The sequence below is a fragment of the Pseudomonas sp. SWRI179 genome (assembly GCF_014268705.1).
Taxonomy (GTDB): Bacteria; Pseudomonadota; Gammaproteobacteria; order Pseudomonadales; family Pseudomonadaceae; genus Aquipseudomonas; species Aquipseudomonas zanjanensis.
Window position 1 is genome coordinate 24,895 of record NZ_JABWRA010000051.1, and the last position, 21,197, is coordinate 46,091.

Annotated in this window: 22 protein-coding genes; 20 read left to right on the plus strand and 2 right to left on the minus strand. The window is 61.4% G+C overall.

The genetic code is table 11. From position 1 onward, the window contains the following. Positions 1-39: 39 nt before the first annotated feature. Positions 40-3,231 carry a ribonuclease E gene (gene rne, locus HU767_RS23550; RefSeq protein ID WP_186730595.1) on the minus strand — a complete coding sequence of 1,064 codons (3,192 nt, stop codon included), beginning with the start codon at positions 3,229-3,231 and terminating at the stop codon, positions 40-42. 699 nt (positions 3,232-3,930) lie between these two features. Here rne and rluC point away from each other — a divergent pair. From rluC to HU767_RS23565, 3 genes are read left to right on the plus strand one after another with little or no spacing between them, the layout of a single operon-like run. Next, a complete protein-coding gene (gene rluC, locus HU767_RS23555; protein ID WP_060743156.1) occupies positions 3,931-4,887 on the plus strand; it encodes a 23S rRNA pseudouridine(955/2504/2580) synthase RluC in 957 nt (318 codons plus the stop codon). Then, on the plus strand, positions 4,877-5,539 hold the full coding sequence (locus HU767_RS23560; protein ID WP_186730596.1) for an HAD-IA family hydrolase: 663 nt from the start codon (positions 4,877-4,879) through the stop codon (positions 5,537-5,539). Before rluC ends, HU767_RS23560 begins: the two co-directional genes overlap by 11 nt. A gap of 20 nt (positions 5,540-5,559) precedes the next feature. Beyond that, the gene (locus tag HU767_RS23565) at positions 5,560-6,549 is read left to right on the plus strand and encodes a S49 family peptidase (protein WP_186707190.1); all 990 of its coding nucleotides are present in this window, start codon (positions 5,560-5,562) and stop codon (positions 6,547-6,549) included. A 135-nt stretch (positions 6,550-6,684) separates the two neighbouring features. On the opposite strand, the gene HU767_RS23570 is transcribed toward HU767_RS23565, so the two are convergent. Next, on the minus strand, positions 6,685-7,263 hold the full coding sequence (locus HU767_RS23570) for a nucleoside triphosphate pyrophosphatase (protein ID WP_186730597.1): 579 nt from the start codon (positions 7,261-7,263) through the stop codon (positions 6,685-6,687). A 105-nt stretch (positions 7,264-7,368) separates the two neighbouring features. On the opposite strand from HU767_RS23570, the gene HU767_RS23575 reads away from it, so the two are divergent. From HU767_RS23575 to HU767_RS23655, 17 genes are all read left to right on the plus strand, one after another. After that, positions 7,369-7,896: a YceD family protein gene (locus HU767_RS23575; protein ID WP_003204262.1), complete on the plus strand. Its 528-nt coding sequence runs from the start codon at positions 7,369-7,371 to the stop codon at positions 7,894-7,896. A gap of 13 nt (positions 7,897-7,909) precedes the next feature. After that, positions 7,910-8,092 (plus strand): 50S ribosomal protein L32, encoded by a 183-nt coding sequence (gene rpmF, locus HU767_RS23580; protein ID WP_003179396.1) that lies wholly within the window; start codon positions 7,910-7,912, stop codon positions 8,090-8,092. A gap of 4 nt (positions 8,093-8,096) precedes the next feature. Next, positions 8,097-9,107, plus strand: a complete 1,011-nt coding sequence (gene plsX, locus HU767_RS23585; protein WP_186707192.1) for a phosphate acyltransferase PlsX — start codon at positions 8,097-8,099, stop codon at positions 9,105-9,107. A 123-nt stretch (positions 9,108-9,230) separates the two neighbouring features. Beyond that, a complete protein-coding gene (fabD, locus tag HU767_RS23590) occupies positions 9,231-10,169 on the plus strand; it encodes an ACP S-malonyltransferase (RefSeq protein ID WP_186730598.1) in 939 nt (312 codons plus the stop codon). Between the two features lie 15 nt (positions 10,170-10,184). Continuing rightward, on the plus strand, positions 10,185-10,928 hold the full coding sequence (fabG, locus tag HU767_RS23595; RefSeq protein WP_186707194.1) for a 3-oxoacyl-ACP reductase FabG: 744 nt from the start codon (positions 10,185-10,187) through the stop codon (positions 10,926-10,928). Between the two features lie 191 nt (positions 10,929-11,119). Continuing rightward, complete coding sequence (gene acpP, locus HU767_RS23600; protein ID WP_003175607.1) at positions 11,120-11,356, plus strand: acyl carrier protein; 237 nt, start codon at positions 11,120-11,122, stop codon at positions 11,354-11,356. 108 nt (positions 11,357-11,464) lie between these two features. After that, positions 11,465-12,709, plus strand: coding sequence for a beta-ketoacyl-ACP synthase II (gene fabF, locus HU767_RS23605; protein ID WP_186707195.1), 1,245 nt, complete (start codon positions 11,465-11,467; stop codon positions 12,707-12,709). Next, positions 12,709-13,524 (plus strand): aminodeoxychorismate lyase, encoded by an 816-nt coding sequence (gene pabC, locus HU767_RS23610; protein ID WP_186730599.1) that lies wholly within the window; start codon positions 12,709-12,711, stop codon positions 13,522-13,524. Before fabF ends, pabC begins: the two co-directional genes overlap by 1 nt. 3 nt (positions 13,525-13,527) lie before the next feature. Continuing rightward, a complete protein-coding gene (gene mltG, locus HU767_RS23615; RefSeq protein ID WP_186707197.1) occupies positions 13,528-14,688 on the plus strand; it encodes an endolytic transglycosylase MltG in 1,161 nt (386 codons plus the stop codon). Positions 14,689-14,708: 20 nt separating this feature from the next. Beyond that, positions 14,709-15,341 carry a dTMP kinase gene (tmk, locus tag HU767_RS23620; RefSeq protein ID WP_186730601.1) on the plus strand — a complete coding sequence of 211 codons (633 nt, stop codon included), beginning with the start codon at positions 14,709-14,711 and terminating at the stop codon, positions 15,339-15,341. Further along, positions 15,334-16,320 (plus strand): DNA polymerase III subunit delta', encoded by a 987-nt coding sequence (locus HU767_RS23625; RefSeq protein ID WP_186707198.1) that lies wholly within the window; start codon positions 15,334-15,336, stop codon positions 16,318-16,320. The genes tmk and HU767_RS23625 overlap by 8 nt, the downstream gene beginning before the upstream one ends. 42 nt (positions 16,321-16,362) lie before the next feature. After that, positions 16,363-16,719, plus strand: a complete 357-nt coding sequence (locus HU767_RS23630; protein WP_186707199.1) for a PilZ domain-containing protein — start codon at positions 16,363-16,365, stop codon at positions 16,717-16,719. An 11-nt stretch (positions 16,720-16,730) separates the two neighbouring features. Next, the gene (locus HU767_RS23635; protein WP_186730600.1) at positions 16,731-17,525 is read left to right on the plus strand and encodes a TatD family hydrolase; all 795 of its coding nucleotides are present in this window, start codon (positions 16,731-16,733) and stop codon (positions 17,523-17,525) included. Between the two features lie 384 nt (positions 17,526-17,909). After that, positions 17,910-18,548 carry a TetR/AcrR family transcriptional regulator gene (locus tag HU767_RS23640; protein ID WP_186707201.1) on the plus strand — a complete coding sequence of 213 codons (639 nt, stop codon included), beginning with the start codon at positions 17,910-17,912 and terminating at the stop codon, positions 18,546-18,548. A gap of 155 nt (positions 18,549-18,703) precedes the next feature. Next, positions 18,704-19,672 carry a radical SAM protein gene (locus HU767_RS23645; RefSeq protein WP_003204238.1) on the plus strand — a complete coding sequence of 323 codons (969 nt, stop codon included), beginning with the start codon at positions 18,704-18,706 and terminating at the stop codon, positions 19,670-19,672. Positions 19,673-19,936: 264 nt separating this feature from the next. Beyond that, on the plus strand, positions 19,937-20,542 hold the full coding sequence (locus HU767_RS23650; protein WP_186707202.1) for a DUF4823 domain-containing protein: 606 nt from the start codon (positions 19,937-19,939) through the stop codon (positions 20,540-20,542). 14 nt (positions 20,543-20,556) lie between these two features. Next, complete coding sequence (locus tag HU767_RS23655; protein WP_186707203.1) at positions 20,557-21,117, plus strand: DUF1285 domain-containing protein; 561 nt, start codon at positions 20,557-20,559, stop codon at positions 21,115-21,117. Positions 21,118-21,197 lie beyond the last annotated feature (80 nt).

Consider the following 21,197-nt stretch of genomic DNA (forward strand, 5'->3'; position numbering starts at 1 on the left):
CTGGCGTTACCAGGCGGGGCTTTGTACTGGGCGGTGGAATCAGGCGTGAGGTTTAGGCTCGTGCTCTTTTTCCTGGGCTTCAGTGTGACGCGGTGCGATTTCCTCAGCGACGTGTTGAGGTTCGTCGAACGTCGGAGCTGATTCAGCCGGGGTTTCGGCGACCGGGGCAGGGGCTGCCTCGGCAACGTCTTCCACGACTGGAGCTGGCTCGGCGGCAGGCACTTGAGCGGCGGCAGCGGCAGCTTGTTCGGCTTCCTTCTGCAGACGCTCGGCTTCACGCTTGCGACGACGCACTTCACGTGGATCGTTCGGCGCGCGGCCATTCGCGGTCAGGGCACTGGCCGGTGCAGGCTCTTCCAGCGGGGCAGGGGCTTCGGCAACCACGGGCGCTTCGACCACTGGAGCAGGCTCGACCACTTCTGGCTCGACCGCTTTCACGGGCTCTGGTGCCGGCTCAGGCTCGACAACCGGTGCCGGTGCGGCAGGCTCGGCGGTCCAGTTGAACGCCGTCTGCTCTTCGCGGACAGGCTCGGGTGCCTTTTCTTCGGCCGGTGTTTCGACGACCGGTTCGGCAGCCACCACTGGTGTCTCGACGACCGGTGCAGGCTCGGCGGCGACTTCGGCTCCAGGCTGGGCTTCAGGTGCCGGTGCGAGTTCCACTTCTGGCGAAGCGGTGGCTTCTACCGGGGTGGTGGCTTCGACCGCAGGCGCTTCAACCGGCGCGCTTTCCACCGCAGCGGTGGCACGTTCAGCTTGTTCGTGCGCCTGGGCTTCGGCCGGAGCGCTGATCGCGCTGCTGGCAACGGCCGCAGTCACGGCCAGGCCGGCGGCCAGATCCGCAGCGCTTGGCGCTTCGGCGTTTTCGCTGGACTCGGACTCTTCCGAACCTTCGATCACATTGCCGTTGGCGTCGCGTTGACGCTCACGACGGTTGCTGCGACGACGCTGGCCACGGGAGCGGCGGCGTGGACGATCACCTTCGGCGGTGTCCTGGCCGTCTTCCTGCAACTGCTCTTCGGCGTTCAGCACTTCTTCTTCGCTGGCAGCGGCGGCTGCCTGTTCAGCGCGAGGCTGGCGCTCCTCACGTGGCGGACGCGGCGCGCGTTCTTCACGAGGCGGGCGAGCCGGACGCTCTTCAGCAGTGGCAACAGCCACGGCCGGGGCGGCATCCAGTGGCTCGCGCAGTTCGCGAACACGCTCTTCACGCTCGCCACGTGGCTTGCGATCTTCACGCGGTGCGCGCGGCTGGCGTTCTTCACGCGGCGGACGCGGTGCGCGTTCTTCGCGGGCTACGACTGGCGCTTCCTCACGGGCCTCGCGCGGCTGGCGCTCTTCACGCGGCTCACGCGGCGCGCGTTCTTCACGCGGTGCACGTTCTTCGCGAGGCTTGCGCTCTTCGTCGCGACGACCGTTGCGGTTGCGGGTTTGCTGGCGACCGTTGCGGCGTTCTTCGTTGCGGGCCGGACGCTCGGTAGCGGCAGGCTTGGCGACGACGGCCGGGGCAGCTGGCTCTTCCTTGGTTGCAAACAGGCTGACCAGCGACTTCACCAGGCCTTTGAACAGGCTCGGCTCCGGGGCTGCGGCCGGGGCGGCAACCGGGGCAACCACTTCGGTAGGAACCGGAGCGTTGGCGCGGGCCGGTGCGGTCTTGACCGCGGCTTCCTGGCGAACCAGGGTGCGAGTGGCGGCGGCCGGCTGGACTTCTTCCACTTCGGCAGCGGCAGCAGCGATTTCGTAGCTGGACTGGTTGGTGTGGGCTTCCGGGCTGTCATCGCGCAGGCGCTGCACTTCGAAGTGCGGCGTCTCGAGGTGATCGTTCGGCAGGATGACGATACGGGCGCGGGTGCGCAGTTCGATCTTGGTGATCGAGTTGCGTTTTTCGTTGAGCAGGAACGCGGCCACCGGGATCGGCACTTGGGCGCGAACTTCGGCGGTGCGGTCTTTCAGGGCTTCTTCTTCGATCAGGCGCAGGATCGCCAGGGACAGCGACTCGACGTCACGGATGATGCCGGTGCCGTTGCAACGCGGGCAAACGATGCCGCTGCTTTCGCCCAAGGATGGACGCAGGCGCTGGCGGGACATTTCCAGCAGGCCGAAGCGCGAGATACGACCGACCTGGACGCGGGCGCGGTCGGCTTCCAGGCATTCACGGACCTTTTCTTCCACGGCGCGCTGGTTCTTGGCTGGGGTCATGTCGATGAAGTCGATGACAATCAGGCCGCCAATGTCGCGCAGGCGCAACTGACGGGCGATTTCCTCGGCCGCTTCAAGGTTGGTCTGCAGGGCGGTTTCTTCGATGTCGCTGCCTTTGGTGGCGCGCGCCGAGTTGATGTCGATGGACACCAGGGCTTCGGTCGGGTCGATGACGATGGAGCCGCCGGACGGCAGTTCGACGACGCGCTGGAAGGCGGTCTCGATCTGGCTTTCGATCTGGAAACGGTTGAACAGCGGAACGCTGTCTTCGTAGAGCTTGATCTTGCTGGCGTACTGCGGCATCACCTGGCGAATGAAGGTCAGGGCTTCGTCCTGGGCTTCGACGCTGTCGATCAGCACTTCGCCGATGTCCTGGCGCAGGTAATCGCGGATGGCGCGGATGATCACGTTGCTTTCCTGGTAGATCAGGAACGGCGCGGAACGATCCAGCGAGGCTTCTTTGATGGCGGTCCACAGTTGCAGCAGGTAATCGAGGTCCCACTGCATTTCTTCGCTGCTGCGACCCAGGCCTGCAGTGCGCACGATCAGGCCCATGTCGGCCGGTGCGACCAAGCCATTGAGGGCTTCACGCAGTTCGTTGCGCTCTTCGCCTTCGATGCGACGGGAGATGCCGCCGGCACGCGGGTTGTTCGGCATCAGGACCAGGTAACGGCCGGCGAGGCTGATGAAGGTGGTCAGGGCGGCGCCCTTGTTGCCACGTTCTTCTTTTTCGACCTGGACGATGACTTCCTGGCCTTCGCTCAGGACGTCCTTGATGTTGACGCGGCCTTCAGGGGCCTTCTTGAAATATTCGCGGGAGATTTCTTTGAGGGGCAGGAAGCCGTGGCGCTCGGAGCCGAAATCGACAAAGGCAGCCTCAAGGCTTGGTTCGATGCGAGTAATCCGGCCTTTATAGATGTTGGCCTTCTTCTGCTCGCGTGCACCGGATTCGATATCCAGGTCGTAGAGGCGCTGGCCGTCTACCAGTGCAACACGCAACTCTTCGGGTTGAGTTGCGTTAATCAGCATTCTTTTCATGTAGTACCGTCGGTTTCCGGGCTGCCGGAAACGGCGTTCGGCACACACGACTTCTCACGGTCGGTGTCAGGTGCGTCCTGGAGGTGGCAAGGCCATTCCAGTGTCCAGCGAGTTCGGCCCAATGATGGCGAAGTCGCGACGGACGCGTCCTGCTTGCTGGTACTCAAGCACTCAGTCAGGAGGAGGAATCAACCGGCGTCTGTGGACGAGATGAAGCGTCTAAATATAAGCCTAGTGCTACACAGTCCGACGGTTGTACGTCTCCACCCTACACGTATCCCTGATAATTCGGGTGCTGCCGCGCGCAGAATCCGCAGCGGGTTGGCATTTACCGTGAGCTCCGGAAGGGGAGGTCACGCATCATGGCTAATTTAGGCGTTGTTTCCGAAGCTCTCGCTCGGGGTCGTTCGCAGCTGACTGCACTTTGTGAACTGGCCGTGAATGTGGCGCGCAAGGCGAGTCAAAACTCTGCTTTGCGGCGTATCTCAGGCCTCATGTCACCTGCGCTCGTTACACCTGAAAACTCTACCGTTACGTAGCGAAAGCCCCGTAGGACGGCCTCTCGTCCTCGTGAATTGCGTTGGTCAGGGCCGGTTTTTGACCGCTGGTCCACTGTCCAGCCACTTTTGGCGGCGTTCGCGACTATAGCAGCAATGATTAAGTGCTTCAATTCCATAAAAAATTGTTATGATCGCCGCCATGACAACTACTGCCCCTTCGACCCCTGGCGTTCAACTGCTCGAGGTCTCGCCGGAATATGCCGGCCAACGAATCGATAATTTCCTGCTGGCCCGGCTCAAAGGCGTGCCCAAGACCTTGATCTACCGCATTTTGCGTAAAGGCGAAGTGCGGGTGAACAAAGGTCGGATCAAGCCTGAATACAAGCTCCAGGCCGGCGACATCGTGCGCGTGCCCCCGGTTCGCGTGCCCGAGCGCGATGAGCCGGTACCCCTGGCCCAGGGATTGTTGCAACGCCTTGAAGCCTCGATCGTCTATGAAGACAAGGCCCTGATCGTGATCAACAAGCCCGCGGGCATTGCGGTCCACGGCGGCAGCGGCCTGAATTTCGGCGTGATCGAAGCCTTTCGTCAGTTGCGTCCGGACGCCAAGGAACTGGAGCTGGTCCATCGCCTCGACCGCGACACCTCCGGCCTGCTGATGATTGCCAAGAAACGCAGCATGTTGCGCCACCTGCACGAGCAGTTGCGCGGCGATGGTGTCGACAAGCGCTACATGGCGCTGGTGCGGGGGCGCTGGGAGACCTCCATCAAGCAGGTCCGTGCGCCGCTGCTCAAGAGCAACCTGCGTTCCGGCGAGCGCATGGTGGAAGTCAACGAGGAGGGCAAGGAGGCGCTGACGGTGTTCAAGGTATTGCGCCGTTTCGACGACTTCGCCACCTTGGTCGAGGCCAAGCCGGTGACTGGGCGTACGCACCAGATCCGCGTCCATACCCTGCATGCCGGCCACTGCATTGCCGGTGACAGCAAATACGGCGACGACGATTTCACCAAGGAAATCCGCGACCTGGGCGGCAAGCGCCTGTTTCTCCATGCCTATATGCTCACCGTGCCGCTGCCCGATGGTGGCGAGCTGAAGTTGCAGGCCCCGGTGGATGACATGTGGGCCAAGACCGTGGAGCGGTTGAGTGCATCCTGACTACAAATTGCTGATCTTCGATTGGGACGGCACTCTGGCGAACTCTGTTGGTCGGATTGTCGAAGCGATGCATGTCGCATCGGATCGTTCGGGTTTGGCCCGGTGCGACGATTTTGCAGTGAAGGGCATCATCGGCCTGGGATTGCCGGAAGCGATTCGCAGCTTGTATCCGGATATCGATGACGATGCGCTGGTGGTTTTTCGCCAGCACTATGCCGACCACTACATCGCGCTGGAGGCTGAGCCTTCGCCGTTGTTCGAGGGGGTGGTTCATACCCTTGAAACCTTGAAAGGCGAGGGTTATCGCTTGGCGGTCGCGACCGGCAAGGCTCGTCGGGGGTTGGATCGGGTATTGAAGGCCCATGGGTGGGAAGATTATTTCGACATCACTCGTGCCGCCGATGAGACGGCCAGCAAACCGCATCCGTTGATGCTCGAACAGATACTGGCCCATTGCGGGGTGGAGCCTGCGCAAGCGTTGATGGTGGGGGATTCCTCGTTCGACCTGCAGATGGCGCGTAACGCCGGCATGGGTTCGGTGGCTGTCAGCTATGGTGCGCAGTCCATCGAGGCGCTCAAGGCGTTCGAGCCGCGACTGGCGATCGACCATTTTCCTGAATTGCACGCCTGGCTGAGCCGGCGCGCTGATTAAAGTCTGTTGAGGATGCATGTATGACCGATGAATGGAAGGCACCGGCCAAAGCGAGCGCTGACAACGGTGACGAAAAAAGCTGGAAGCTGTTGGAAAAGACCCTGCTGGCCGGGGTGGAAGAGCAGCGTCGTGCGCGCCGGTGGGGGATCTTCTTCAAGTGCCTGGTCTTTATCTATCTGTTTTTCGGCTTGGCGCTGATCTACCAGGCGGTTGACGGGAAAACGAGTCCGGGAGGTGGCGCAGCCTATACGGCGGTCATCGATATTGAAGGCATGATCGCCGACAAGGAAGCGGCCAGCGCGGACAACATCATCGGTAGCCTGCGAGCTGCGTTCGAAGACTCGAAAGTCAAAGGGGTGGTGCTGCGCATCAATAGCCCGGGCGGCAGTCCGGTACAGGCCGGCTACGTCTATGACGAAATCGTTCGTTTGCGTGCGGCGCACCCGGACATCAAGCTCTACGCGGTGATTGCCGATCTCGGCGCCTCCGGTGCTTATTACATCGCCAGTGCCGCGGACCAGATCTATGCCGACAAGGCCAGCCTGGTGGGTTCCATTGGCGTGACGGCGGCCGGTTATGGCTTCGTCGAGACGCTGGGCAAGCTTGGGGTGGAGCGTCGGGTCTATACCGCGGGCGAGCACAAATCCTTCCTGGATCCGTTCCAGCCGCAAAAGCCTGAGGAGACGGCGTTCTGGCAGGGCGTGCTCGACACCACCCATAAACAGTTCATTGCCAGCGTCAAGAAAGGGCGGGGCGAGCGCCTGAAAGACAAAGAGCATCCAGAGTTGTTCTCCGGGCTGGTCTGGTCGGGCGAGCAGGCGTTGCCGCTGGGCTTGATCGATGGCCTGGGCAGCGCCAGTTCCGTGGCTCGGGATGTGATTGGTGAGAAAGAGTTGGTGGATTTCACCGTCGAAGAGTCACCGATCGACCGCTTCTCGAAGAAGTTGGGTGCCAGTGTCGCCCAGCACCTGGCGATGTGGATGGGGTTCCAGGGGCCTGCGTTGCGCTAGGCGTCTCGCGATATAGTGGGTGCAAGTTTCCCTGTGGCGAGGGAGCTTGCTCCCGCTGGGCTGCGAAGCGGCCCCAGATTTTGCGGTCGCTGCGCAACCGAACGGGAGCAAGCTCCCTCGCCACGGATTTTAGCGTTAGGGAACCTGCACGCCCTCGACCAGCAACATATCCACAAGACGAATCAACGGCAGCCCGATCAGGCTGGTGGCGTCCGGCCCTTCGGTGCTCTGGAACAGGCTTACGCCAAGCCCCTCGGCCTTGAAGCTGCCGGCGCAGTCGTAGGGTTGTTCGGTGCGCAGGTAGCGTTCGACGCGCCCAGGATCCAGGGTGCGCATGTTGACGGTAAATGGAACGCAATCGACCTGGCAGGCGCCGGTCTGGCTGTTGAACAGCGCCAGGCCGGTCAGGAACGTGACCCTGGTGCCGCTGGCGGCCAGCAGTTGCTCGCGAGCATTGTCGAAGGTGTGGGGTTTGCCCAGGATGCGCTCGCCGAGCACGGCGACCTGGTCTGAACCGATGATCAGGTGGGCCGGATGGCTGTCGGCCAGCGCCAGGGCTTTTTCCCGGGCCAGGCGCTTGACCAGCTCGACGGCGGGCTCGCCGGGGCGATGGCTTTCGTCGATATCGGGTGAGCTGCAGACGAACGGCAGTCCCAGGCGGGCAAGCAATTCCCGGCGATAGACCGAGCTCGAGGCAAGTAATAAAGGCAGCATGGACGTCTCCAGGAGGCAGGGGTGAATTCTAGCGAGGCACGCAAGTGACGGACAGGGCTGAATTTCCTTTGACATGGCTGGGGGCATCCCTATAATGCTGCGCCTATGTTGAATGACCCGATTCCACCTCACGTTGACCCGCGCAAATTGGCTGACCGTGGCACCACCCTTCAAGGTGAACTGCTGCTGGCCGATTTGAAGAGACTCTGCGACCCGCTTTCCGACGATGTCGGTACGGTCCAGGCCAAATTCGTTTTTGAACGAGATGAACGTAAATCTGTGGTTATCCACAGCTTTATCGACACCGAAGTCAAAATGGTTTGCCAGCGTTGTCTTGAGCTGGTCACCCTGCCGATCCACAGCGAATGCAGTTACGCCGTGGTGAAGGAGGGTGCGAATACCCAGTCGTTGCCGAAAGGTTATGACGTGCTGGAACTGGGCGAAGATCCATTGGATCTGCAGTCACTGATCGAGGAGGAGCTTCTGCTCGCCTTGCCCATTGTGCCTGCTCATCATCCGGAAGAATGCCAGCAGCCGGCGGGAGCAGATGAGCCCGAACCGAGCGAGGACGAGGTAACGCGGTCCAACCCGTTCAGTGTATTGGCGCAGTTAAAGCGTGACCCAAACGTTTAGGAGTTAATCAATTATGGCTGTTCAGCAGAACAAAAAATCCCGCTCTGCCCGTGACATGCGCCGTTCGCACGACGCTCTCGAGGCTAGCACCCTGTCCGTAGAAAAGACCACCGGTGAAGTTCACCTGCGTCACCACGTATCGCCAGAAGGCGTATACCGTGGCCGTAAAGTGATCGACAAGGGCGCCGACGAGTAATCACTTGTCCGCTCAAGTCATCGCGATTGACGCAATGGGCGGGGACTTCGGTCCCCGCAGCATTGTTCAGGCCAGCCTTGCTTGCCTGAATGCTACTCCCTCGCTGCACCTGACCCTCGTCGGTCAATCCCCCCTCCTGGAAGACATGCTCAGCGGCCAATCGGCTGTGGATCGCGCGCGCCTGACGATTGTCCCGGCGTCTGAAATCATCGCCATGGACGAAAAGCCAGCCCAGGCCCTGCGCGGCAAGCCTGACGCCTCGATGCGGGTGGCCCTTGAGCTGCTGCGCGATGGCAAGGTCCAGGCCTGTGTCAGTGCCGGCAATACCGGTGCGCTGATGGCACTGTCGCGCTACGTACTCAAGACCTTGCCGGGTATCGACCGGCCGGCGATGGTGGCGGCGATCCCGACCCAGCGTGGGTTCTGTCAGTTGCTCGACCTGGGGGCAAACGTCGACTGCAGTGCCGAGCATTTGCTGCAATTTGCGGTGATGGGCTCGGTCGCGGCTGAAACCCTGGGCATCGTGCGTCCTCGCGTGGCGCTGTTGAATATCGGCACCGAAGACATCAAGGGTAACCAGCAGGTCAAGCTGGCGGCCACGTTGTTGCAGGCTGCGCGGGGTATTAACTACATCGGTTTCGTCGAAGGCGATGGCTTGTACCGTGGCGAGGCCGATGTGGTGGTCTGTGACGGCTTCGTGGGCAATATCCTGCTCAAATCCAGCGAGGGGCTGGCCACCATGATCGGCCAGCGCATCGAGACTTTATTCAGGCAAAGCCTCGCCTCGCGGGTGGTCGGCGCCTTGGCGCTGCCGTTGATGCGTCGGTTGCAGGCCGACCTGGCGCCGGCGCGGCACAACGGAGCGAGCTTCCTCGGGCTGCAAGGTATCGTGATCAAGAGTCACGGATCGGCGGGCGTGCTGGGGTTCCAAAGTGCGATCAACCGAGCGGTGATCGAGATCCAGGAGAACCTGCCGGAGCGCTTGCACGGTCGCCTCGAGGATTTGTTAACTTAGGCGTTTTCGTCCGACAATGCTTAAATGTGACCGGTCGGTTCAACCCGCCATCCAATGTGCAGTTTGCTAGCGCCCCCAGGGGCGTCAATTTTTGACGACAAGATCATTAGGGGCTTTGTTTTCATGTCTGCTTCCCTCGCATTCGTCTTTCCAGGGCAGGGCTCGCAGTCCCTCGGCATGCTGGCCGAGCTGGGCGCGCAATACCCGCTGGTCCTCGAAACATTCAAAGAAGCTTCCGATGCGCTCGGCTATGACCTGTGGGCATTGACCCAGCAAGGGCCGGAAGAGCAGCTCAATCAAACCGATAAAACCCAGCCAGCCATCCTCACCGCCTCGATCGCCTTGTGGCGCTTGTGGCTGGCTGAAGGCGGCGCGCGCCCGGCGTTCGTCGCCGGTCACAGCCTGGGCGAATACAGCGCCCTGGTGGCCGCTGGCAGCCTGAGCCTGGGCGCCGCGGTGAAACTGGTGGAGCGTCGTGGCCAGTTGATGCAAGAGGCCGTTCCGGCCGGGCAGGGCGGCATGGCCGCGATCCTGGGGCTGGAAGACGCTGATGTGCTCGCTGCCTGTGCCGAAGCGGCGCAAGGCGATGTGGTCAGCGCGGTGAACTTCAACTCCCCGGGCCAGGTAGTCATCGCCGGTGCCAGGGCGGCCGTCGAGCGTGCCATCGAAGGCTGCAAGGCTCGTGGTGCCAAGCGTGCCATGCCGCTGCCGGTCAGCGTGCCGTCGCACTGTGAACTGATGCGTCCGGCCGCCGAGCGCTTTGCCGAATCCATCGCTGCCATCGACTGGCAGGCTCCGCAGATTCCCGTGGTGCAGAATGTCAGCGCCAACGTGGCGCCAGATCTCGAGACCCTCAAGCGTGATCTGCTGGAGCAACTCTACAAGCCGGTTCGCTGGGTCGAATCGGTGCAGGCCCTGGCAGCCAAGGGCGCGACCGAACTGGTCGAATGCGGTCCTGGCAAAGTGCTGGCAGGCCTGAACAAACGCTGCGCCGAAGGCGTGTCGACTTCCAATCTCAATACCCCAGATGCCTTCGCTGCCACCCGTGCAGCGCAGGCCTGAACAGGAGAAGCTTGCATGAGTCTGCAAGGTAAAGTTGCACTGGTGACCGGTGCAAGCCGTGGCATCGGCCAGGCCATCGCCCTGGAACTGGGTCGTCAAGGCGCCATCGTCATCGGCACCGCGACTTCCGCTTCGGGCGCCGAGCGCATCGCCGCGACCCTGAAGGAAAACGACATCCAAGGCACCGGCCTTGAACTGAACGTCACCAGCGACGAATCCGTTGCGGCGGTGCTGGCGAGCATTCAGGCGCAGTTCGGTGCGCCGGCGATCCTGGTCAATAATGCCGGTATCACCCGCGATAACCTGATGATGCGCATGAAAGATGACGAATGGTTCGACGTGGTCGACACCAACCTGAACAGTCTGTACCGGCTGTCCAAGGGCGTTCTGCGTGGCATGACCAAGGCGCGCTGGGGTCGAATTATCAGTATCGGCTCGGTTGTGGGTGCCATGGGCAACGCAGGCCAAGTAAACTATGCTGCGGCGAAGGCCGGTCTGGAAGGTTTCAGCCGTGCGCTGGCGCGTGAAGTGGGTTCGCGCTCGATTACGGTAAACTCGGTTGCACCGGGTTTCATCGACACCGACATGACCCGTGAACTGCCGGAAGCACAGCGTGAAGCCTTGTTGACGCAGATTCCGCTGGGTCGTCTGGGGCAAGCTCAAGAAATCGCGTCCGTGGTCGCTTTTCTTGCGTCGGACGGTGCGGCATACGTGACCGGGGCTACAATCCCGGTGAACGGCGGGATGTACATGAGTTAAATGTGACGGATTGCTTCAAAAAAATGTCATACGAGCTGTCTAAAATCCGTTATAAAGCTGCAATCAATTTATAGACGGCGGGCCGCTGGGTTTGAGGAGTGAAGCTTTCGGTTGAAAAACCGAAAAGTTCTTCTATACACTTACCCACCGGCCAGCTGCCTGAATTTGTCCATTAGGAGTGAAAACAAGGTATGAGCACCATCGAAGAGCGCGTCAAGAAAATCGTTGCCGAGCAACTGGGCGTTAAAGAAGAAGAAGTTGTGAACACCGCTTCCTTCGTAGAAGACCTGGGTGCCGACTCCCTTGACACCGTTGAGCTGGTGATGGCTCTGGAAGAGGAATTCGAGACCGAGATTCCTGACGAAGAAGCTGAGAAGATCACTACTGTACAAGCTGCTATCGACTACGTTACCAGCCACCAGGCGTAATCGTTTTTAGTCGTCGCTAGCTGTCATGGAAAAACCGCACTGCCATCACGGCGTGCGGTTTTTTCTTTAGGCCTGATGCAAAGTCGTCATTAGAAAAAGGAGAGTGCTGTGTCGCGTAGACGCGTCGTAGTCACCGGTATGGGTATGTTGTCGCCACTGGGCACGGATGTGCCGAGCAGTTGGCAGGGCATTCTGGCCGGCCGCAGTGGCATTGGTCTGATCGAACACACCGACCTTTCTGCCTATTCCACCCGTTTCGGCGGCTCGGTAAAGGGCTTCAATGTCGAGGAATACCTGTCGGTCAAGGAAGCCCGCAAGCTTGACCTGTTTATTCAATACGGCCTGGCAGCCGGTTTTCAGGCAGTGCGTAACGCCGGCCTGGAAGTCACCGACGCCAACCGTGAACGCATCGGCGTGGCCATGGGCTCGGGTATTGGCGGCTTGACCAATATCGAAGAAACCAGCCGCACGCTGCACGAATCGGGGCCGCGACGGATTTCTCCGTTCTTCGTGCCGGGCTCGATCATCAACATGATTTCCGGTTTCCTGTCCATCCACCTGGGTGCCCAGGGGCCCAACTACGCCATCGCCACGGCGTGCACCACCGGTACCCACTGCATCGGCATGGCCGCGCGCAACATCATGTACGACGAAGCCGACGTGATGATTGCCGGTGGCGCCGAGATGGCCGCATGCGGCCTCGGCATGGGCGGTTTCGGCGCATCCCGCGCGCTGTCGACCCGCAACGACGAGCCCGCCCGCGCGAGCCGGCCGTGGGACAAGGGCCGTGATGGCTTCGTGTTGTCCGACGGTGCCGGTGCGTTGGTGCTCGAGGAACTGGAGCACGCCAAGGCGCGCGGCGCGACTATCTATGCCGAGCTGATTGGCTTTGGCACCAGTGGCGATGCGTACCACATGACCTCGCCACCGGCCGACGGCGCCGGTGCGGCCCGTTGCATCGCCAACGCCTTGCGTGACGCGAAGCTCAACGGCGAGCAGGTGCAGTACATCAACGCCCACGGCACGTCGACCCCGGCCGGCGACCTGGCCGAAGCCCAGGCGATCAAGACCGTGTTCGGCGAGCATGCCTACAAGCTGGCGGTCAGTTCGACCAAGTCCATGACCGGTCACCTGCTGGGTGCGGCAGGGGCGGTGGAAGCGATCTTCAGCGTATTGGCGATCAACAGCCAGACGGCGCCGCCGACCATCAACCTCGATGAGCCGGACGATGGCTGCGACCTGGACTTCGTGCCGCACACGGCCCGCAGCATGGATATCGATGTGGTGCTGTCCAACTCCTTCGGTTTTGGCGGGACCAACGGTTCGCTGGTGTTCCGCCGGTTCGCTGGGTGATGGAAAGCTGGGTCGACGGTCAGCCGGCCGACGTCCTGTCGCTGAAAGATCGCGGCCTGGCTTACGGCGATGGGTTATTCGAAACCATCGCCGTGCACGATGGCACCCCGGTGCTGTTGGAACGCCACCTGCAACGCCTGGAAGCCGGTTGCCAGCGGTTGGCGCTCAACGTTGACATGGGCGCATTGAGTACAGAATTGAGCAGCTACGCCGGTTGCCTGGGTGGTGGCGTGCTGAAACTGATCGTGACCCGTGGCGACAGCCTGCGCGGTTATGCCGCTGATCCTTCGGTGCCGGCCAGGCGCATCCTGCAAGGGAACCCGCCGGCCACTTATCCCACTGCCCATGCCGAACAAGGCGTCCACCTGTTTCCCTGCACCGTGCGTTTGTCCGAGCAGCCCTTGCTTGCCGGCCTCAAGCACCTCAACCGCCTGGAACAAGTACTGGCCCGTGCCGAATGGCGCGATGGGCAGTACGCCGAAGGCTTGATGTTGGACGCGTCTGGGCGGGTAATCGAAGGCGTATTCAGCAACCTGTTCCTGGTGCGCGATGGCGTTTTGTTCACGGCGGACCTGAGCCGTTGCGGTGTGGCCGGCGTGATGCGCGCGGAATTATTGTTTCAAGCCGAGTCCCAGGGCATCGCCACGCAAATCACCGACATCGGCCTCGAACAACTGCACCAGGCCGATGAAGTCTTCGTCTGCAACAGCGTATATGGCGTGTGGCCGGTACGCGGATGCGGTTCGGCGTGCTGGTCGGTTGGCCCGCTCACCCGTAAACTGCAAACCCTTGCCCGTGCGCTATTGGATGCTTGATTCGTGAGACGTAAATTCTTGCTGCTGCTGGAGACCGGACTGGTACTGGCAGGGCTGTTGTTGGGCGCTTCGGCCTGGAAAATTCATTCGGCGCTGCAACAGCCGCTGAACATTACCCAGGAAGAATTGCTGGACGTGCCCAACGGAACCACCCCGACCGGAACCCTCAAGCGCCTCGAGGCCGATGGCCTGATCAAGGACGCCTTCTGGCTGCGTGTCTATTGGCGCTTCAATCTTGCCGGCCAGCCGTTGCACTCCGGTGAATACCGGATGGTGCCAGGCATGACCATGGAGGGGCTGATCGGTGTCTGGAAGCGCGGTGAAGTGGTGCAGTACAGCGTGACGCTGGTGGAGGGCTGGAATTTCCGCCAGGTGCGCGCCGCACTGGCCAAGGATGAAAAACTCCAGCAGACCCTTGCCAACCTGAGCGACAGCGAGGTCATGGACCGTCTGGGTCATTCGGGAGTATTTCCCGAAGGCCGGTTCTTCCCGGACACCTACCGCTTCGTGCGCGGCACATCGGATGTCGACCTGCTGAAAAAAGCCTACGACCGTCTGGAAGACGTGCTCGCCAAGGAATGGGCACAGCGTGCCGCCGATGTGCCTTACACCATGCCGTACCAGGCGCTGATCATGGCGTCCCTGGTGGAGAAGGAAACCGGCGTACCCCAGGAGCGTGGGCAAATTGCCGGCGTCTTTGTCCGGCGCATGCGCCTGGGCATGCTGCTGCAGACCGATCCCACAGTGATCTACGGGTTGGGTGAGCGCTACACCGGCAAGCTCACCCGCGCCCATCTGAAAGAAGAGAACCCCTATAACACCTACCTGATCCCGGGCTTGCCACCGACGCCGATCGCGATGGTGGGGCGCGAAGCGATTCATGCCGCGTTGAACCCGGCACCGGGTAACAGTCTTTATTTTGTCGCCCGTGGCGATGGCAGCCATGTGTTTTCCGATGACCTGGAATCGCACAACAACGCGGTGCGCGAGTTCCAGCTCAAGCGCCGTGCCGATTACCGCTCCAGTCCGGCGCCGGTAACGCCGGACGAGCAGGCGCCGATCCCGGCGGCATCGCCCGACACGGCACCTGAAGCGGTGCCCCATGTGCCACCTCAGGTACCTGCCCCGGAACCGGACGCCAGCGAGCCACCGAGCCCGCAATGACTTTGATTAAGGATCGCCCCGTGACTGGCTTGTTTATAACGCTGGAAGGCCCGGAAGGCGCCGGCAAGAGCACCAACCGCGAATACCTGGCCGAACGCCTGCGGGCCGCCGGCATCGAGGTGGTATTGACCCGTGAACCGGGCGGTACGCCACTGGCCGAGCGAATTCGCGAGGTGCTGCTGGCGCCCCTCGAAGAAGTCATGAACCCTGACACTGAGCTGCTGCTGGTGTTCGCCGCCAGGGCGCAGCATCTGGCCGAGGTGATCCGCCCGGCGCTGGCCCGTGGCGCCGTGGTGCTCTGCGATCGTTTTACCGATTCGACCTATGCCTACCAGGGCGGCGGCCGGGGCTTGTCCGTGGAGCGCATCGCCGCGTTGGAAAGCTTCGTCCAAGGTGAGCTGCGCCCAGACCTGACCCTGGTGTTCGACCTGCCGGTGGAAATCGGCCTGGCCCGCGCCAGCGCCCGTGGCCGGCTGGATCGTTTCGAGCTTGAGGGCCAGGCTTTCTTCAATGCCGTGCGCAATGCCTTCCTGGGGCGCGCCAAGGCCGATCCGGCGCGTTACCTGCTGATCGATGCCGCGCAGCCGCTGACCCAGGTCCAGCAGTCCCTGGATAGCTTGCTGCCACGTTTGCTGGAGCGTGTCCGTGGCTGAAGCCTATCCCTGGCAAGACGGTCTCTGGCAGCAACTGGCCGGTCGTGCCCAGCATGCCCATGCTTATCTGCTACACGGCCCGGTCGGCATCGGCAAGCGGGCGCTGGCCGAGCGGCTGATGGCCAGCCTGTTGTGCCAACGCCCGGGGGTCTCCAACGCTTGCGGCGAATGCAAGTCCTGCCTGCTGCTCAAGGCCGGCAGCCATCCCGACAATTACGTGCTGGAGCCGGAAGAGGCGGACAAGGCGATCAAAGTCGACCAGGTTCGCGACCTGGTCAGCTTCGTGGTCCAGACCTCGCAGATGGGCGGGCGCAAAGTGGTGCTGATCGAGCCGGTCGAGTCGATGAACATCAACGCTGCCAACGCCTTGCTCAAGAGCCTCGAAGAGCCTTCTGGCGATACCGTGTTGCTGCTGGTCAGCCACCAGCCGAGTCGCTTGCTGCCGACCATCAAGAGTCGTTGCGTGCAACAGGCCTGCCCGCTGCCAAGCGAGGCGATGAGCTTGCAATGGTTGGCCCAGGCCCTGCCTGACAGCAGCGACGAAGAGCGTGTCGAGCTGCTGACCCTCGCGGCTGGCTCGCCCCTGGCGGCTGTCAGCCTTCAGGCCCAGGGCGTGCGTGAGCAGCGGGCCTTGGTGGTGGACGGGGTCAAGAAACTGCTCAAGCAGCAGCAGTCCCCCACGCAACTGGCCGAGGGCTGGAACGCCATCCCGCTACTGTTGCTGTTTGACTGGTTCTGCGACTGGTCGAGCCTGATCCTGCGTTACCAGTTGACCGAAGACGAGGCCGGCCTGGGGCTGGCCGACATGCGCAAGGTGATCCAGTACCTGGCGCAAAAAAGCAGCCAGGATAAAATCTTGAACATCCAGGACTGGATTCTTGCCCAACGTCAGAAGGTGCTGAGCAAGGCGAACCTCAATCGAGTGCTGTTGCTCGAGGCGCTGTTGGTGCAGTGGGCGAGTTTGCCTGGTCGAAGTTGACAGGTACCGCCTAGACTCAGCTCAATCGCAGCGGAGATCAGCATGAACGAACCTGTCAGTCCCGGTCCACGCAACGGCATCCTGTCCCTGACCATCAAGGACAAGTCGGTGCTTTATGCCGCCTACATGCCCTTCATCAAGAACGGCGGCCTGTTCATTCCGACCAACAAGAATTATCGCTTGGGCGACGAGGTGTTCATGCTCTTGAGCCTGATGGATGAGTCGGAGAAAATTCCGGTCGCCGGCAAGGTGATCTGGCTGACCCCCAAGGGCGCCCAGGGCAATCGGGCCGCCGGCGTGGGCGTGCAGTTCAGCGACGGCGACAATTCGGCCCGCAATCAGATCGAAACCCACTTGGCCGGCTCCCTGAAGTCCGACCGTCCCACCCATACGATGTAGCCTGGCCTTTTATGCTTGTAGATTCCCATTGTCACCTTGATCGTCTCGACCTCGCTGCCCATGGCTGCTCCCTGGATGCCGCGCTGGACGCGGCCCGGGAGCGGGGCGTCGGTCACTTCCTGTGCATCGGCGTCAGCGCCGATAACGCCGCCGATGTGAAGGCGCTGGCGGAGCGTTATGCCGATGTCGATTGTTCGGTCGGCATCCACCCGTTGGACGTCCAGCCCGGCGCCGCGCCAGCGCTCGACTGGTTGTTGCGTGAGCTCGATCATCCACGGGTGGTCGCCATTGGCGAAACCGGCCTGGACTATCACTACGAGCCAGAAGCCGCCGACGTGCAACAGGCGTCGTTCCGGCTGCACCTGGAGGCCGCCCGACAGACCGGCAAACCGGTGATCATCCACACCCGCGGCGCCCGGGCCGACACCCTGGCCTTGCTGCGTGACGCCGCGCTGCCCCAGGCCGGTGTGCTGCATTGCTTCACCGAAGACTGGGACATGGCCAAGGCTGCTTTGGACATGGGCTATTACATTTCCTTGTCCGGGATTGTCACGTTCCGCAATGCCGATGCCCTGCGCGACGTTGCCAGCAAAGTGCCGGCTGATCGGCTGCTGGTGGAAACCGACTCGCCTTACCTGGCGCCGATCCCCTATCGCGGCAAGCCGAACCTTCCGCAATACGTGCGGGAAGTGGCGGAGTTTCTGGCGATGCTGCGGGGCGAGTCCTACGAGCGATTTGCCGAGCAGACGACGGAAAATTTTAAGCAATTGTTTCCGCTGGCTCACGTTCGATCGGCGCACGCCTGAATTTCATGCAAAAAAAACCCGGGTTCTGGGGGGTGAATCCGGGTTAAGACCATTAGGAGTAAAACAAAGGCACGCGGTCCGTTGGCACCTTTATCAGCGCGTCACTTGGGGGAGATGTCGCGCCGACAGTTCAAGTATTGATCAGTATGCCCACCCGTCCAGTCTGGCCGGGGCGGTTTTTAAACAAATTTGGAATACGCTCGCTTCGGATAAGTTCTCACTGTCGTCAAAGCTCGCCAGTACGGCCCGTTGGCAAGGGAAACGACGAGCCGGGTGTGCACGGTTTTGTGAAGAACGGTGGCCGAGAATGGATGATCCGTGCATTTTTGCGTAAGTTAGGCATAATACCCGGCTTCGAATTTTGACCCTTCAGACCTTTTTCTTATGCACAAAGAACCCCGTAAGGTCCGTGAGTTTCGCCGCCGCGAGCAGGAAATTCTCGACACCGCGCTCAAGTTGTTCCTCGACCAGGGTGAAGACAGTGTCACCGTCGAGATGATTGCGGATGCCGTGGGTATCGGCAAAGGCACGATTTATAAACATTTCAAATCCAAGGCGGAGATCTACCTGCGCCTGATGCTCGACTACGAGCGCGATTTGAACGAGCTGCTGCATTCAGCCGATGTGGACAAGGACAAGGAGGCCCTGTCCCGGGCCTACTTCGAGTTCCGCATGCGCGACCCGCAGCGCTACCGCTTGTTCGACCGCTTGGAAGAGAAGGTGGTCAAGGGCAACCAGGTCCCGGAAATGGTCGAGGAGCTGCACAAGATCCGCGCCTCCAACTTCGAACGCCTGACCCTGTTGATCAAGGGCCGGATCAGCGAAGGCAAGCTCGAGGACGTGCCGCCTTATTTCCATTACTGCGCCGCCTGGGCGTTGGTGCACGGCGCGGTGGCGCTGTATCACTCGCCGTTCTGGAGCAACGTGCTGGAAGACCAGGAAGGTTTCTTCCAGTTCCTGATGGACATTGGCGTGCGCATGGGCAACAAGCGCAAGCGCGATACCGACCACCCGAGCACCTGACTGGCCACACGAGCCAAGACATTCAGCTGCCTTATTGCGCCATGTCCGCTTACATGGCGCAGTGCCCCAGTAATATACTCAGGTTTGGGTCTTGCGAAATCTTGATTTCTAGGTCAATTTTTGCGAGTCCGATTTTTCTCGTGCCGGAGTGATCCATGATCGTTGACCGTCAAGGCAGGCGTTTCCGTAATCTGCGGATCAGCCTGACCTCAGCCTGCAACTACGCCTGTACCTACTGCGTGCCTGACGGCAAGCGGTTGGTGGCTGCGCAGGATGAACTGTCAGCCGAAGCCATGGCGCGCGGCGTGGCGTATTTGATCGAGGCCGCCGGTATCGAGCGGCTGCGCATCACGGGCGGCGAGCCGCTGGTCAGCCCCAAGCTCGAGCGTTTCATGACGGCGGTGGGGCAGATGGGGCTGGAGGACATCAGCCTGACCACCAATGGCCAGTTGCTCGCGAAAAAACTGCCGTTGCTGGTGGATGCCGGTATCCGTCGCATCAACGTTTCCCTCGACACCTTGGACCCCGCCGCGTTTCGCAGTATCGCCCGTGGCGGCGACCTGGCGACCGTGCTCGATGGCATGGAGCAGGCCCGGGCCGCCGGGATGAAGATCAAGGTCAACATGGTGCCGTTGCGCGGGCAAAACCTCGACCAGGTGATGCCGTTGCTCGAGTACTGCCTGGAGCGTGGTTATGAGTTGCGTTTCATCGAGTTGATGCGCATGGGCCACCTGGCCAGCGATTCCAACGCCTTCCTGCAGCAGTTCGTCAGCCTTCAACAACTGCTCAGCCTGATCGGCGACCAGTACGAATACCTGCAGGCCGACGCGCCGGTGGACGCCACGGCGGTGCGTTATGAGATACCGGGGCTGGGGCACTTTGGCGTGATCGCCAACGAAAGCGTGCCTTTTTGCCGTACCTGTTCGCGACTGCGGCTGTCTTCCACGGGCTGGCTGCACGGCTGCCTGTCGTCGAGTAACCGTCACTTCGTCGGTGATCTTCTGGACAAGCCACGCCATCAGGCCTTGCCGGCGCTTCAGCGCTTGTTGGTCAAGGCGCTGGGGGACAAGCAGGAAGTGGCGTTCTCCGGCGGTGCGACCATCATGAAAATCATTGGCGGCTGATCGGACCTTTCCTGGCTTGAGTCTGTAGGAGCTGGCGAAGCCTGCGATCTTTTGACTTTTGATCTTTCGCTTGGGATTCAAGTGTCTGGGGAAAGATCGCAGCCTCGTTGCACTCGACAGCTCCTACGGGCGCAGCCCAGCGGGAGCAAGCTCCCTCGCCACAGGTATTCCAAGGCGCAACCCCAACCATCCTGCGAGCTGGCGCAAAAGCTGCATCCCACGACCATTCGCCGGTTTTCCGACACCGGTCTTTGGAGGAATAGGATGCGTAGCCTGGTTTTGCTGCTGGCCGTTTTGGTGCTTGGCGGTTGCATGAATGTCAGCGACATGGGGGAGGGCGTTCGTTATCACATGAGCGATGCCGGCCTGCTGGACCATAGCGACAGCCGTCGTGTGAACAACCTGCGAATCCAGCCCGACTCGTTCATCTACATCGCCCAGGGCGCCTTCGCTCCGCCGGGCAGTGCCTATCCACGTCCCAATGTCGTGGCCGAAGAAGCCTTCAATGGCTTCATCGAATATTTCCCCATGGTCCGTCGTGCCCGTGTTCCCGAAGGCCTCGATCAGGCGATGGGCGAAGCCCGTGCCGCCGGTGCCCATTACCTGTTGTACACCCGGTTCGCCAAGGCCGATAACCGCATCGGCAACTCCGACGAATGGCTGGATGAAGAGGCCGTGGATCGCCTGGGTGTCGATACCGGCGTGATTCAAATCATGTTGATCGAGACCAGCACGCAGTATTTGATTGATACTGCACGGATCAAGAGTCGTGGCGGTTTACTGACGTTCCACGACAAACAGCCCCAAGACCTCATCGCCGCGCCGCTGCGTGAATATGCCCGCAGCCTGTTGGGGATGAGCGACCAGTAACTCGAGGAGTCACCATGAGCGGACCGCAAAAAGCCAATGACTTGCTGGGGCAGATCCCCAAGACCAGAGGCCTGCCGCCGGTCCACTTGTGGAACCCCGGCTTCTGCGGCGACATCGACATGCGCATTGCCCGGGACGGTACCTGGTACTACCTGGGTACGCCCATCGGACGAAAACCGATGGTCAAGCTGTTCTCCACCATCATCCGCCGCGACGGCGATGATTATTTCCTGATCACCCCCGTGGAAAAGGTCGGCATCAAGGTCGATGACGCGCCGTTCGTGGCCGTGACCCTTGAGGTGGAAGGGCGGGGGGAAGGGCAGTTGCTGCGCTTCACCACCAACGTCGAGGAAACTACCGAGGCCGGCACCGAGCACCCGCTGCGGGTGGAGATCGATCCCCAGACCCAGGAACCGACGCCCTACGTGCATGTGCGCAGCAACCTCGAAGCACTGATCCACCGCAACGTGTTCTATCAACTGGTGGAGCTGGCGGTCAGTCGCGAGATCGATGGGCAGCGCTGGCTGGGTGTGTGGAGCGGCGGCGAGTTTTTCCCCATCGGCCTCGAGCCCTGATCCCTTGTGGAAGTGAGGGTTGATCCAACATCCGCGTCGGCTGAAGGATCGCTATCGCGAGCAAGCCCGCTCCCACAGTA